Annotated in this window: 14 protein-coding genes and 1 tRNA gene; 1 reads left to right on the top strand and 14 read right to left on the bottom strand. The window is 45.7% G+C overall.

Annotated elements, in window-relative coordinates; genetic code table 11:
* Position 1: 1 nt before the first annotated feature.
* From gpmI to clpP, 8 genes are all read right to left on the bottom strand, one after another.
* Positions 2–1537 carry a 2,3-bisphosphoglycerate-independent phosphoglycerate mutase gene (gene gpmI, locus L2D08_RS00925; RefSeq protein ID WP_242231832.1) on the bottom strand — a complete coding sequence of 512 codons (1536 nt, stop codon included), beginning with the start codon at positions 1535–1537 and terminating at the stop codon, positions 2–4.
* Positions 1530–2291 (bottom strand): triose-phosphate isomerase, encoded by a 762-nt coding sequence (tpiA, locus tag L2D08_RS00930; protein WP_242231833.1) that lies wholly within the window; start codon positions 2289–2291, stop codon positions 1530–1532. Before tpiA ends, gpmI begins: the two co-directional genes overlap by 8 nt.
* 29 nt (positions 2292–2320) lie before the next feature.
* On the bottom strand, positions 2321–3502 hold the full coding sequence (locus L2D08_RS00935; RefSeq protein ID WP_242231834.1) for a phosphoglycerate kinase: 1182 nt from the start codon (positions 3500–3502) through the stop codon (positions 2321–2323).
* Positions 3503–3713: 211 nt separating this feature from the next.
* Positions 3714–4721, bottom strand: a complete 1008-nt coding sequence (gap, locus tag L2D08_RS00940) for a type I glyceraldehyde-3-phosphate dehydrogenase (protein WP_242231835.1) — start codon at positions 4719–4721, stop codon at positions 3714–3716.
* A gap of 67 nt (positions 4722–4788) precedes the next feature.
* Entirely contained in the window at positions 4789–5820 is a 1032-nt protein-coding gene (locus tag L2D08_RS00945) for a sugar-binding transcriptional regulator (protein WP_242231836.1), read from the bottom strand.
* Positions 5821–5974: 154 nt separating this feature from the next.
* Positions 5975–6220: a glutaredoxin family protein gene (locus tag L2D08_RS00950; protein WP_242231837.1), complete on the bottom strand. Its 246-nt coding sequence runs from the start codon at positions 6218–6220 to the stop codon at positions 5975–5977.
* A gap of 10 nt (positions 6221–6230) precedes the next feature.
* Complete coding sequence (gene rpoN, locus L2D08_RS00955) at positions 6231–7562, bottom strand: RNA polymerase factor sigma-54 (RefSeq protein WP_309241318.1); 1332 nt, start codon at positions 7560–7562, stop codon at positions 6231–6233.
* An 80-nt stretch (positions 7563–7642) separates the two neighbouring features.
* Entirely contained in the window at positions 7643–8269 is a 627-nt protein-coding gene (clpP, locus tag L2D08_RS00960; RefSeq protein ID WP_309091215.1) for an ATP-dependent Clp endopeptidase proteolytic subunit ClpP, read from the bottom strand.
* A 202-nt stretch (positions 8270–8471) separates the two neighbouring features.
* On the opposite strand from clpP, the gene L2D08_RS00965 reads away from it, so the two are divergent.
* Positions 8472–8543: transfer RNA gene (locus tag L2D08_RS00965), tRNA-Arg, on the top strand.
* 188 nt (positions 8544–8731) lie between these two features.
* Here L2D08_RS00965 and L2D08_RS00970 read toward each other — a convergent pair.
* The 6 genes from L2D08_RS00970 to trxB form a co-directional block, all read right to left on the bottom strand.
* Positions 8732–8995, bottom strand: coding sequence for an HPr family phosphocarrier protein (locus L2D08_RS00970; RefSeq protein WP_242231839.1), 264 nt, complete (start codon positions 8993–8995; stop codon positions 8732–8734).
* A gap of 15 nt (positions 8996–9010) precedes the next feature.
* Positions 9011–9964 (bottom strand): DNA-binding protein WhiA, encoded by a 954-nt coding sequence (gene whiA / locus L2D08_RS00975; RefSeq protein WP_242231840.1) that lies wholly within the window; start codon positions 9962–9964, stop codon positions 9011–9013.
* 27 nt (positions 9965–9991) lie between these two features.
* Positions 9992–10951, bottom strand: a complete 960-nt coding sequence (locus tag L2D08_RS00980) for a gluconeogenesis factor YvcK family protein (RefSeq protein ID WP_242231841.1) — start codon at positions 10949–10951, stop codon at positions 9992–9994.
* A complete protein-coding gene (rapZ, locus tag L2D08_RS00985) occupies positions 10948–11829 on the bottom strand; it encodes an RNase adapter RapZ (protein WP_242231842.1) in 882 nt (293 codons plus the stop codon). The genes L2D08_RS00980 and rapZ overlap by 4 nt, the downstream gene beginning before the upstream one ends.
* 20 nt (positions 11830–11849) lie before the next feature.
* On the bottom strand, positions 11850–12308 hold the full coding sequence (locus L2D08_RS00990) for an NUDIX hydrolase (RefSeq protein ID WP_242231843.1): 459 nt from the start codon (positions 12306–12308) through the stop codon (positions 11850–11852).
* Positions 12309–12729: 421 nt separating this feature from the next.
* Positions 12730–13683 (bottom strand): thioredoxin-disulfide reductase, encoded by a 954-nt coding sequence (trxB, locus tag L2D08_RS00995; protein WP_242231844.1) that lies wholly within the window; start codon positions 13681–13683, stop codon positions 12730–12732.
* Between the last annotated feature and the right edge of the window lie 92 nt (positions 13684–13775).

The following is a 13775-nucleotide window of genomic DNA, read 5'->3' on the forward strand; positions in this document are numbered from 1 at the left end:
CTTAATGGTTAATTAGTGTTTTTCCAGTCATTTCAACTGGCTGTTCAAGGTTTAATAGATCAAGCATCGTTGGCGCCAAATCGCCTAGGATTCCTCCATCGCGCAGCGTGATACCTTCTTTTGTGACAATAACCGGAACCGGGTTCGTTGTGTGAGCCGTCATCGGATTGCCTTCTACGGTTACAACTTCATCAGCGTTACCATGATCAGCAGTAATAATCGCCGTGCCGCCTTTTGACAGAATCAAGTCTACAACCCGTCCCAGGCACTCATCTACTACTTCAACTGCTTTAATTGTCGGTTCTAAAAGTCCTGAGTGGCCAACCATGTCTGGGTTTGCAAAGTTCAGGATGATGGCATCCTGTTTGTCGCCTTCGATTTCGGCAAGTAACGCGTCCGTTACTTCATATGCGCTCATCTCTGGCTGCAAATCGTATGTTGCCACTTTCGGTGAGTTTACCAAGATTCGTTTTTCACCAGGGAATTCCCCTTCACGGCCGCCGCTCATAAAGAACGTAACGTGCGGGTATTTTTCCGTTTCCGCAATGCGGAGCTGGCGAAGATTGTTGTTGGCTAATACTTCCCCGACAGTATTTGATAAATCTGTTTTGTTATACGCAATAACGCCTTTAACTGTTTCCGAATATGGTGTCATGCAGACGAAGAACAAGTCTTTAGGACGGAATTCGCCACGATCGAATCCCATAAAGTCTTCGTTTGTAAACACATTCGCTAACTGAATCGCCCGGTCAGGACGGAAGTTAAAGAAAATGACTGCGTCGTTATCTTGAACTTTCGCAATCGGCTTACCGTTTTTACCGGTGATGACAGCCGGTACAAAAAATTCATCGACAACGTCCGCCGCGTAAGAGGCTTCGAGTGCTTCAAGCGGATCATCAAACTTTGGTGCATCGTTTTGCGCAATTGCATCATATGCTTTTTGAACACGATCCCAGCGGTTATCGCGGTCCATTGCATAATAGCGTCCAGACATTGTCGCAAACTGTCCAACACCAAGCTCATCCATTTTCGCTTGTACATCTTCAATGTAGCCTTTTGCTGTTTTAGGGCCAACATCGCGGCCGTCCAGAAAAGCGTGAACGAACACTTTTTCAAGACCCTGCCGTTTTGCAAACTCAAGCAGCGCTTTTAAATGATCAATATGGCTATGTACGCCACCATCAGACAGAAGCCCAAACAAATGAAGAGCTGTTCCGTTTTTCTTCGCATGCTCAGCCGCTTTTACGAACTGCTCATTTTCAAAGAATTCACCTTCACGAATCGCAATGTTAATTCTTGTTAAGCTTTGGTATACAATCCGCCCAGCACCAATATTCATATGACCTACTTCCGAGTTGCCCATTTGGCCCTCCGGAAGACCTACTGCTTCCCCGCTTGCTGTCAGCTGGGCATGAGGGAATTGGTTCCAGTAGCGGTCAAAATTTGGCTTATTGGCCTGCGCGACCGCATTACCGCTCGTTTCAGCCCGGCAGGCGAACCCGTCGAGAATAATGAGCGCAACCGGTCCTTTAGCCATTGTTTACAGCCTCCAAAAGAGCAAGGTATGATGCCGCATCCAAGCTTGCGCCGCCGACAAGTGCGCCGTCGATATCCGGCTGTGCCATATATTCTGCAATGTTTTCAGGTTTTACACTGCCGCCGTATTGGATACGGACAGAATCAGCTGCTTTGTCTGAATAAAGGCTGCGAACTGTTTCACGGATTTCTGCACACACTTCGTTTGCATCGCTTGATGAAGACGATTTGCCTGTGCCGATTGCCCAGATTGGCTCATAAGCAATAACAGAATTACTTACTTGCTCTTCTGATAAACCTTCAAGTGCTGCTTTAATTTGACCTGAAACAAATGCATTTGTTTCCCCTGCTTCACGCTGTTCAAGCGTTTCACCGCAGCAAATGATTGGTGTCATGCCATGGTTAAAGATCGCTTTTGCTTTTTTATTTACAGACTCGTCTGTTTCGTTGAACATTTCACGGCGCTCTGAATGGCCGATGATCACATATTCAACTCCAAGGTCCGCAAGTGCTTTCGGGCTGATTTCACCTGTGAAGGCTCCGTTGTCTTCAAAGTGAGCGTTTTGTGCACTGATTTTCACATCTGTTCCTTTTACCGCTTCAACAAGCTGTCCAAGGAACAAAGCAGGCGCACCAATTACGCTGTCCACTTGTTCTGATGATGGTACTTTTCCTTTTACATCGTTTGCGAACTCAATTGCTTCGCTAAGCGTTTTATTCATTTTCCAGTTTCCTGCAATGATCGGTCTACGCATGAATAAATCTCCCTTCTGCTGCTTCAAAATTACTTATCGTCAAGCGCTGTAACGCCTGGAAGTTCTTTACCTTCCATAAACTCGAGGCTCGCGCCTCCGCCTGTTGAAATGTGGCTCATTTTGTCCGCAAGGTCGAATTTTTCAACCGCTGCTGCTGAATCGCCGCCGCCAATAACAGAATACGCATCAGAATCAGCGAGTGCTTGTGCCACACCTCTTGTTCCTTTTGCAAACTTATCAAGTTCAAATACACCCATTGGGCCGTTCCAAATGACAAGTTTTGAGTTTTTAATGGTTTCTGCATACAATTCAATCGTTTTCGGACCGATATCAAGTGCTTCCCAGTCAGCTGGAATTTGATCGATTGGTACAATTTTTGTGTTTGCATGCTCACCAAAATCATCTGCTACAGTAACATCAACCGGCATCAAGAATTTCACGCCTTTTTCTTCGGCTTTTTTCATAAATTCTTTTGCCAGGTCCATTTTGTCTTCTTCTAAAAGAGATTTTCCGATTTCATGACCAAGAGCTTTTACGAATGTGTACGCAAGACCGCCGCCAATGATCAAGTTATCTACTTTATCAAGCAGGTGATCAATCACACCGATTTTGTCTCTTACTTTCGCTCCGCCGACGATCGCTGTAAACGGACGATCTGGCTCAGACAATGCTTTTCCAAGCACATCCAATTCTTTTTGCATCAAGAAGCCGGAAGCAGATGGAAGAAGATGAGCAATTCCCTCTGTAGAAGCATGAGCACGGTGGGCTGCACCAAATGCGTCATTTACATAGATGTCTGCAAGCGAAGCAAATTCTTTTGCCAGCTCTGGATCATTCTTTTCTTCGCCCGGATAGAAACGAACGTTTTCAAGAAGAAGAATGTCGCCTTCTTTCATGCCAGAAATCGCTTCTTTCACACTGTCGCCGTAAGCTTCATCTACTTTGGCGATTTGTTTGCCCGTAAGCTCAGCCAATCGGCGTCCAGCTTCTGTCAGGCGCATCTCTTCGTTTACTTCTCCTTTTGGACGGCCAAGGTGGCTTGCCAGAAGGACGATGGCTCCCTGTTCAGACAAATACTCAATTGTCGGAATCGCGGCACGGATACGTGTATCATCCGTAATTTTGCCATCTTTCATTGGAACGTTGAAGTCAACGCGGCAAAAAACGCGTTTACCTTTCAAGTCCAAATCTTTAATTGTCTTTTTGTTCATCAAGAAGACCTCCCAGTGTAATTGAAAAGCGAAAGCTAAGCGTGCAGCATTCTGCCGACATCGTTCGACGCTGCTTTAGCAGCGGAACAGATAACGGCTTACACACAAAAAAAGGGAGCGGGGATTGTATCCCGCTCCCCGTTTCACCTTTTCATTATAGATGGTGAACTGTTGATTTCCAAGTTATAGCTTAAAAATCAGTGTGTTTTAATTAAAGACCTTTTGATGCGATGTATTGAACAAGGTCAACTACACGGTTTGAGTAGCCGTTTTCGTTATCGTACCAAGAAAGAACTTTTACCATGTTGCCTTCCATTACCATTGTAGAAAGAGCATCGATTGTTGAAGATGCTGTCGAGCCGTTGTAGTCAGAAGATACGAGCGGAAGCTCGTTGTAAGCAAGGATACCTTTAAGGTCGCCTTCAGCAGCTGCTTTTAGCGCTTCGTTTACTTCTTCAGCTGTTACATCCTGCTTCAATTCTGCTACAAGGTCAACTACAGAAACGTTTGGTGTTGGAACGCGCATTGCCATACCGTTTAGTTTGCCTTTCAATTCAGGAAGCACAAGAGAAACGGCTTTCGCTGCACCTGTAGAAGTTGGGATCATGTTTTCTGCTGCTGCACGCGCACGACGGTAGTCAGAGTGCGGCAGGTCAAGAATTTGCTGGTCATTTGTGTAAGAGTGAACAGTTGTCATCATACCGCGAACGATACCGAATTTTTCGTTCAACACTTTTGCAAATGGAGCCAAGCAGTTTGTTGTACAAGATGCATTTGAAATAACTTGGTGGTTCGCTGCATCGTATTTATCTTCGTTAACACCCATAACAATTGTGATATCTTCATCAGATGCCGGAGCAGAGATGATGACTTTTTTCGCGCCGCCTTCAAGGTGTTTCGCTGCGTCTGCACGTTTTGTGAAACGGCCAGTTGATTCAACAACTACTTCTGCACCGTTAGCTGCCCAAGGAATTTGCGCTGGATCGCGTTCAGCTGTTACTTTTACGCGCTCGCCGTTTACAACGATTGTATCGCCGTCAACTGTTACGTCCGCGTCAAGTGTGCCGTGAACTGTATCGTATTTTAAAAGGTGTGCAAGCATATTTGCATCTGTAAGGTCGTTGATTGCTACAACATCAACTTCCGGATTTTTAAGTGCTGCGCGGAATACGTTACGTCCAATACGTCCAAAACCATTAATACCAATTTTTACTGCCATGAGTGATTTCCTCCTCGAAATTGTTTATCAAACCGCCAGTTCAAATGAGAACTGCCGGATGTTCGCGTTAAGATAGATCTTCAAGCAATTCTCTTGCGGCTGCTTCATCTGTCACTAAAATATCGAGCTTTGGTGATCCGTTTAAATACGAACGAATCGCTTTCCCTTTTGATGCGCCGCCTGCCGCCGCAATTACGACTTTGGCATGCTGCAGATCATCCAGTTTCAAGCCGATTGTTGATAGCTTCTGAATCACTTCGCCTTCTTTGTTGAAATAGTAGCCAAATGCTTCTGCCACTGCTTCATTTTGTTCCAGCATCGCAAGTTCCGCTTCTGGTGTTTTACGGCGCTTTGCCATCGAAATTGCATTCCCGACGCCATGGAGAACAACGTCTGCAGACTGGATCATGCTGACTGCTTCTTTGATCGCCGGCTCTTGAAGAAGAGATTCGCGCACGTCAGGGCTGATTCGCTCCGGCGCGTACAACACACGGTGTGACCCGTTTGTATTCTGTGCCATTAATGCAGCGATCGTGTTGGCTTCATTGCGGACATCATCCCCAATACCGCCCCGTGCCGGCACAAATAATACTTGTTTCCCTTCTGCAAAATCTGGTTTCATCGTTCTTGCTGCTTCCGCCATTGTCGAGCCGCCTGTTACAGCGATGATAGTTTTACCGCTGAGCCTGCTCTTTATGCGGCTTACGCACGCCTCACCGATTGCTTTTTTCACGAATGCCGATTCATCACAATTGCCAGGCACAATAACAGCTTCTGATAAATTGTAGCGGGCCTTCAGCTCTTCGGCCATTGAATCAATGCCTTTAAGCTCGAGCATCAGCTCTTCCAGCTCCCTCACCACATCCATACCCGTTTCTGTTAATTTCATGCCTGATGCACTGAAATCGAGCAGTCCGCGCTCTTTTAAAAACTCCGCTTCGCTTCTTACAACACGTTCCGTCATGCTCAGTGACTGGGCAAGCGTGCGTCTGCCAGCCGTCCCGGCAATTCGAACCGCCTGCAAAAGACGATAGCGTTTTTGCATAATATCAAGCAGGTCCGGTACGAGCTGCTGTTGAATATTTAAGATCGGTTTCATATCCCGCGCTCCTCTTCGGTCTTCGGGTTCTCTTTCGTCCCAGTTGAAACTTTTAATGTCCCACCCCGGCGAAAAAAATTTTTCCCTGCTTACAAATTCATTGTAGCAGGGCATTATTTAAAAATCAACGAAAAGAGCTCGTTATTTTTTTAAATTATTCGTTAACTCTTCCTTTCAGTTGTGTGAAGAGAGAAAGGCGTTCCACGTGGCCATAAGCCATAAGCTCTCCCCCCATTTCAACAACCGGAATCATTAAACCGTATTTTTCTGTCCATTCATCTTTTGTATCAATGTTTCGTTCGAGCATCTCTATATTCAATTCCTGTGCGATGGGGGCGACGACTTTTTTAGCGTCATCACACAAATGGCAGCCTGGTCTCGTATAAAAATAAATCGTCATATGATCGCTCTTATTCATATCTTTTACGCTTTGCTGAAGAAGGTATATTTAATTGTTCTCTGTATTTGGCGACTGTTCTTCTTGAAACAGCCATCCCTTCTGTTAAAAGTGCAGAACAAATAGCCTGGTCAGACAGCGGCTTTTTCTTGTCTTCCGCCGAGACGAGCACCTGAATACGTATTTTCACCTGGTTGGAAGAGGCCGTTTCGCCTTCTTCGGAGGAAGCAGCCATACCGGATGGGAAAAAGGTTTTTAATTCGTATGTGCCAAACGGAGTCTGCATGTACTTCCCCCGTACGGTCCGGCTTACGGTTGATTCGTGAATGTTCAGCTCTTCAGCAATGTCTTTCATCGTAAGCGGCTGCAGGGAGCCCGGTCCGTCAAAGAAAAAACGGCGCTGCTTTTCTACAATTTTAAGTCCTACCCGCTGTATGGTCTGCTGTCTTTGCTCAAGGCTTCTCATAAGCCACTGATAGTCTTTTTCTTTTTCTTTTATAAACCGCTTCACTTCTTTGTCCGCATGCGAAGCCAATTCATTAAAATATTCTTTTTCAAAAATAACTTTCGGTAAATCATCATCATAAAGATGAACTTCTATCGTTTCTCCGCTGACGGTTACCGCTACATCAGGCTGCACATAGCAGGAAGATCCGTTTCCGAAAGAAGCCCCCGGCTTTGGATTTAATGTTCGAATAAAATCAGCCGCCTGCTGAATGTCCTTTAGTTCAACACCAAGCTTTTTGGCGAGCGGCTTCCATGTTTTATTAGCAAACTCGATAAAATGACTGCGGAGAATCGTTTCCGCTAAAAAAGGTGCATCGAGGCGCCGTTCCACCTGCAGAAGAAGACATTCCTGCAAACTGCCGGATCCGATTCCTGCCGGCTCCATCCACTTGATCATATCAAGTACCGATTGGACTTCGCTTTTGTTCTCTCCCGTTAAGGCGGCTGCTTCCTCGCTATTAATCGTCATATAGCCGTTTTCGTCCATGTTATCTAATAAAAAACGAAGAATCCGTTTTTGTTTATCGGATAATTCTTTCAGCTGAAATTGAGCCTGCACATAATCCGTAATCGTATAAGAAGAATCCGCAATGTGCTCGATCCAGTTTTTATCGTCTGCCGCTTTTGCTCCTGACTGGGCACGTTCTTTTTTATGAAGCGCTTTCAATGAAGGCGTTTCTAATTGAATAAACGGGTTCTCGACGGCCTTTGTTTCCAAAAACGCTGCCAGCTCCTGTGCTGAATATTGAAGCAATGTAATGGCCTGCGTTAATTCCTGCGTCATGGCCAGCTTCATCGTCTGCTGCTGCCAGAGTCCCGGCTTCATTTGCATATTCATCCCCATCTCCCCCTTACCGCTATTATACAGATTAGCAGCATGAAAAAAAAGACCCGCTGCAGCAGGTCTTTTGGAATTCCTTATTTTTCTTCTTTGTTTGTCACTTCATTACGTGTAACGATATGGTCTACAAGGCCATATTCTTTCGCACGATCCGCTGTCATAAAGTTATCGCGGTCTGTGTCGCGTGCAATGACTTCAAGCGGCTGGCCAGTGCGCTCTGACAGGATACCGTTTAATTTCTCACGAAGGAATAGAATACGCTTCGCTGCGATTTCGATTTCTGTTGCCTGGCCCTGCGCTCCGCCAAGCGGCTGGTGAATCATGACTTCACTGTTCGGAAGAGCGTAACGCTTGCCTGGTGTACCTGCAGCAAGAAGGAAAGCCCCCATGGAAGCAGCCATACCGATACAGATCGTCTGTACATTCGGTTTAATAAACTGCATCGTATCGTAGATCGCCATACCAGCTGTGATACTGCCGCCCGGGCTGTTGATGTAGATAGAAATATCTTTTTCTGGGTTTTCCGCTTCAAGGAACAAAAGCTGAGCTACGATTGAGTTTGCCACATTATCATCAATGCCGCTTCCAAGCATAATAATGCGGTCTTTCAACAAACGGGAATAAATGTCATACGCGCGTTCACCGCGGTTTGTTTGTTCAATAACTGTAGGAATTAAATTCATACTGTGGTTCCTCCTTTGGATAATAGCTTTATTGTTTAACCATCATACAATCCAAGGTCAGTGAAGGTCAAACATTATGCTTTTGTTTATGTACGTTTTCTTCTTTTCCCTTTCAAAATCCTGCTAAACGAAACTGTTTTTCTTTCTGTAAATATTTTTTCAAATTTCTATTGCATTTATTCAAACCTTACTCTATAATCTTAAATTGTACCGTAAATCACATGTCCTCGTGGTGCAACGGATAGCACGCAAGCCTCCGAAGCTTGAAATGCAGGTTCGATTCCTGCCGAGGACGTCCCAAAAACCAGCGGCTTATTCTTTAAGCTGCTGGTTTTTTTATTTTGCTTTTTTATCTATGACAGGGTTAAGATTTGAGCAGCCTGACCGGTCATCCGCTCTTTTGGCATGTCAATCATTCTTCTGTAATGCAGTTTCTGTCTATTGTGCAAAGAAAGCGCCCTGCCGAATTGGCAGGGCGCTTTTTTATATCCATTCTTCCCGTTCGATGAGTGAGGCCATTTTTTCGACTGCTTCCTCACTGTCGCGGCCTTCTGCGCTGATTGTCACTTCTTCTCCGGTATTCAAAGCAATGCTCATGATCCCCATAATGCTTTTCGCATTATATTTTCTTCCGTCTTTCTCAAGAAAAATTTCTGAATGAAAGCGAGCTGCTTCCTGTACAAAAAGAGCAGCCGGTCTTGCCTGTAAACCAGATTTCAATTGTACATGTACTGTTTTTTCTGCCATGTTGCCACATCCTTTTTATTTCTCGGCTGCCGCCATTTCACCGGCCCGGATCTTATCTGCTATTTCATCAATTTTGCGCAGACGGTGGTTAATGCCTGATTTGCTGATTGCTGCGCCTGATACCATTTCTCCAAGCTCTTTTAATGTTACATCTTGATGAAGAACCCGCAGCTCTGCAATTTCACGCAGCCGGTCTGGCAAAATACCGAGACCGACCGTTTGATCAATAAACTTTATATTTTCGACCTGGCGCAAAGCCGCCCCGATCGTTTTGTTCAAATTCGCTGTTTCACAGTTTACAAGGCGGTTGACGGAGTTTCTCATGTCCCGGACAATCCGCACGTCCTCAAACCGCATGAGCGCGCTGTGCGCTCCTACAATACTAAAGAAATCAGAAATTTTTTCTGCTTCTTTTAAATACGTAATAAATCCTTTTTTTCGTTCGAGCGTTTTCGCATTCAAGCTAAATTCATTCATTAAAGTGCATAACGCTTCATTATGCTCCTGGTATAAAGAAAAAATCTCCAAATGGTAAGACGAGGTTTCGGGATTGTTGACCGAGCCCCCCGCTAAAAAAGCGCCGCGCAGATACGTACGCTGGCAGCAGTTTTTTTCCGTTATCCGTGAAGCAATATGATGAATAAACGAAAAGCCGTCTTCAATAATGCCCAAGTCGTCCAATATAACCTGTGCATTTTCCTTTAACCGCACAATATAGACATTGTTTTTCTTTAACCGCATTTTTTTGCGGACCAGCAGTTCAACCGCCGCGTCGTAATTTCGTTTAATTAATACATAAATGCGCCGGGCAATGGCCGCATTTTCCGTTTGAATGTTTACAACAAGCTGCCGGTTTGAAAACGACAGGGAGCCATTCATCCGGATCAGGGCAGATAGCTCTGCTTTCGCGCAGCATCCGCTCGTTTCAATCGTCGTTAACTCTTTTTTTGTTTCTGATGCAAAAGACACCATCATCCACTCCTCTCTTGAACCCGCTTACCGTTTTGGGATGAGGCGCACAAGTATTTCAGCGACTTTGGCTGTATCATGGCGGATTATAGAGTTCTCGAATGTCAGAATGTCATCAAAGATGGCATCCAGCCCGAGCACCCGCAGCCTTTCCACGTCATATACGACCGGTTTCGCCATTTCTTCTTTGTACAGTTCCTGTATGTCTGCCGGAACGGGTTCCTTATTGACTAAAATCGTGTCCATCACCGAGCAGTTCAAGTGATCATAGATCGCCTGGACATGATCTGATGCTGTAAAATCAAGGGTTTCCCCTGCCTGTGTCATTAAATTGCAAATATACACTTTTTTTGCCTTTGAAGCACACACTTCTTCTCCTATACCAGGCACAAGCAAATTCGGCAGAATACTTGTATATAAACTGCCTGGGCCGAGAATAATCATATCTGCTTCCCGAATAGAACGGATCGTCTCTGGAAGCGGCTCAATGTGCTCCGGTGTTAAAAACACCCGGCGGATTTTTTTGCCGGAATAGGGGATTTTAGATTCACCGGACACAAACGTCCCGTCTTCCATCTCCGCATGAAGCACGACACTTTGATTAGCAGCCGGAAGCACTTTTCCCCGAACATTGAGTACCCGGCTCATTTCCTGAATTGCATGTCCGAAATCGCCTGTAATCGAAGAAAGCGCGGCAATCATTAAATTGCCAAGGGCGTGCCCTGACAATTCATTGTTCGTTGTAAACCGATGCTGAAACAAAGACTCTACGAGCGGCTCTACATCAGAAAGCGCCGCAAGCACATTGCGAATATCACCAGGCGGCGGAATATTTAGTTCGGACCGAAGCCTCCCAGAACTGCCCCCGTCATCTGCTACAGTGACAATAGCGGTAAGGTCAATCGGATGGCGCTTAAGCCCCCGAAGCAGGACTGAAAGACCGGTTCCCCCGCCGATTATGACAACTTTCGGCTGCCGGGACGTCATGCTTTTGCGGCCTTTCTCTTGTCAATGTCACGGTGTGTCACGCGCGTTTGATACCCGTCTGCAAAGTAATTAGCCAAATACTCTGCTAAAGCAACAGACCGGTGCTGTCCGCCGGTACAGCCAATGGCAATTACCAGCTGTGATTTGCCTTCCATTTTATAATGCGGCAGCATAAAGGTCAGCAAATCGGTCACTTTTTCTAAAAACTTCTGTGTGTCATTCCATTTCATCACATATTCGGCTACGTCCGTTTCAAGTCCTGTGCGTGGACGCATGTGCTCAATATAGTGCGGATTCGGCAAAAAACGAACATCAAAAACAAGATCCGCGTCAATCGGAAGGCCATGTTTAAAACCGAATGACATGACATTTACCGTAAAAGAAGCCTGTTTATTTGGTGAAAACTCTCTCATAATATTTTCACGCAAATCCTTCGGCTTCATTTGGGATGTATTTAAAATCATATTTGCACGGCCGCGCAGGTCGTTTAACAGCTCACGTTCCTGATGAATGCCGTCAAGCGGGCGATCATCACGCGACAGAGGATGCGTGCGGCGTGTTTCTTTATACCGGCGCACCAATACTTCATCTTCTGCATCTAAGAATAACACCCTCGGTGCCGTGTTTAATGTTTCGGCCGCTTCGTCAAGAGCGGTCTGCAGATGGTCAAAAAACTCGCGCCCGCGCATGTCCATAACGATGGCTACTTTTTTTAGCTTTTGCCCCGAATCTTTCATCAACGTTAAAAACGGCTGCAGGAGTGTTGGCGGCAAATTGTCCATACAATAGAAGCCAAGATCCTCAAAGCTTTGAACGGCCACCGTTTTACCAGCTCCAGACATTCCTGTAATAATTACAAGCTGTACATCATTCGCCATTGTTAGTCCCCTCTCTTCCATCAGCTTGGGTCCAGTCGATACGAGATCAACTCAAAATCAGGTGTATATGTAAAGGCTCCATAAAGCAGGCCGGTCCCATGCACCATATATTCAAGCAGATGGCGGTCTCCTTCTGCCATCGGCAGTTCTTTTAATTCTTCAACCGGCTTCCAATGCAGATCGCCTTCCCGCGTGTGAGTCAGCGGACTGCCATCGGCCTGGTCTGCAAAAAAAGTGAACATCATCCATTCATCCATCACTTTTTCGCCATCTTCAATAATAAATGTGAAAATTCCTTTTACATTCGGGTTGCGCAAATATAAACCTGTTTCCTCCCGATACTCTCGAATCACTGCATCCCGTACGGATTCACCAGGCTCCATTTTGCCTCCTGGCGCCACCCACCAATTGCGGCGGGGCTTTTGCATTAATAAAACCTGCCCATCTCTCATCAGTACACAATTTGTGACACGCTGCACAATAACACCCCCGTCAAACTGCCAACAGATATTTCCTTCATTATACGGTGACAGCCGAATAAGTGCAACGCTGCCGGGTGTTTTTTATAAGAAAAGCACAGGGCGCCTGACCAGCAGCGACAAGCATAAGGCGGAGTTGGCCAGTGGCGCCTTTTGCCACACAGCCGCTCTGACTTATGACCTCGAGCCCGTTGGCGCCCGGAGCTGGACATGGTTAGAAATTTTTCACACAATGGATCAAAAGCTAAAAACGCCGCGTCCCGCGGCAACGCTTTTGTGACCCACTTCCTGTGGACCTCAAAAAAAAGCGCCTGGTACTGAGTACCAGACGCGTGTAAAAAAGCTGCAGGGGGCAGTTTGATTACATCTTTACTATACCACCCTTATATTTCAAAACGATGACGAGAACGTAAAGAAAAGGTTACGCTTTTACACCGAGTTCTTCTTTTAATTCTTCTACGAAATGCTGGGCTGCTTGGGCAGCAATACTTCCGTCTCCTGTAGCTGTAACGATTTGACGAAGCATTTTCTCGCGTACGTCACCGGCTGCGTAAATGCCAGGAATTTTCGTTTCCATTTTCTCATTCGTTACAATGTAGCCTTCATCATTTGTGATGCCCAGGCTTTCAAATGGCTTTGTCAGCGGCACCATACCGATGTAAATAAATACACCATCTGCCGGAAATGGGCGCTCTTCACCCGTTTTGGTTGAAACAAGCGTTACGCTGCCGACTTTCCCATCTTTTTCGTTAATTTCTTTTACCGTGTGGCTCCAGATAAAGTCTACCTTTTCATTCGCAAAAGCGCGATCCTGCAAAATCTTTTGTGCGCGCAGTTCATCGCGGCGGTGAACAATCGTTACTTTTTTCGCAAAGCGTGTTAAATAAACGCCTTCTTCAACGGCAGAGTCTCCGCCGCCCACAACAACCAGTTCTTTTTCTTTAAAGAACGCGCCGTCACATACTGCACAATATGACACACCGCGGCCGCCCAGTTCATTTTCACCCGGCACGCCGATTTTTTTGTATTGTGCACCTGTTGTAATAATGATTGCACGTGCTTTATACTGCTTTGAACCTGCATTAACGGTTTTATATTCCTTGCCGTCTGTAATGGATTTGATATCGCCGTATGCATATTCAGCACCGAATTTTTTCGCGTGATCAAACATTTTTGTTGAAAGCTCAGGCCCTAGAATATGGTCATAGCCTGGGTAGTTTTCTACTTCTTCCGTATTGGCCATTTGCCCGCCCGGTACACCGCGCTCGATCATGAGCGTAGAAAGGTTAGCCCGGGATGTATACACAGCCGCCGTCATCCCTGCAGGGCCGGCACCGATAATAATGACATCATAAATTTTTTCTTCAGCTGTCATAGTTGATTCTCCTTTATGATCAAAATAAATACCCTCAAGCGTATAAGTAAGATGTTACTTTCATCGTACTGAAATTCCTTTATTCCGTCTAT

The organism is Domibacillus sp. PGB-M46, from assembly GCF_022668875.1.
In the GTDB taxonomy this organism is placed as follows: domain Bacteria; phylum Bacillota; class Bacilli; order Bacillales; family Domibacillaceae; genus Domibacillus.

What these genes read in the sequence shown, in the direction of transcription:
- gpmI (WP_242231832.1), bottom strand. Translation starts at nt 1,537, where the DNA reads ATGGCTAAAGGACCGGTTGCGCTCATTATTCTCGACGGGTTCGCCTGC.
- tpiA (WP_242231833.1), bottom strand. Translation starts at nt 2,291, where the DNA reads ATGCGTAGACCGATCATTGCAGGAAACTGGAAAATGAATAAAACGCTT.
- L2D08_RS00935 (WP_242231834.1), bottom strand. Translation starts at nt 3,502, where the DNA reads ATGAACAAAAAGACAATTAAAGATTTGGACTTGAAAGGTAAACGCGTT.
- gap (WP_242231835.1), bottom strand. Translation starts at nt 4,721, where the DNA reads ATGGCAGTAAAAATTGGTATTAATGGTTTTGGACGTATTGGACGTAAC.
- L2D08_RS00945 (WP_242231836.1), bottom strand. Translation starts at nt 5,820, where the DNA reads ATGAAACCGATCTTAAATATTCAACAGCAGCTCGTACCGGACCTGCTT.
- L2D08_RS00950 (WP_242231837.1), bottom strand. Translation starts at nt 6,220, where the DNA reads ATGACGATTTATTTTTATACGAGACCAGGCTGCCATTTGTGTGATGAC.
- rpoN (WP_309241318.1), bottom strand. Translation starts at nt 7,562, where the DNA reads ATGAATATGCAAATGAAGCCGGGACTCTGGCAGCAGCAGACGATGAAG.
- L2D08_RS00970 (WP_242231839.1), bottom strand. Translation starts at nt 8,995, where the DNA reads ATGGCAGAAAAAACAGTACATGTACAATTGAAATCTGGTTTACAGGCA.
- L2D08_RS00980 (WP_242231841.1), bottom strand. Translation starts at nt 10,951, where the DNA reads ATGACGTCCCGGCAGCCGAAAGTTGTCATAATCGGCGGGGGAACCGGT.
- rapZ (WP_242231842.1), bottom strand. Translation starts at nt 11,829, where the DNA reads ATGGCGAATGATGTACAGCTTGTAATTATTACAGGAATGTCTGGAGCT.
- trxB (WP_242231844.1), bottom strand. Translation starts at nt 13,683, where the DNA reads ATGACAGCTGAAGAAAAAATTTATGATGTCATTATTATCGGTGCCGGC.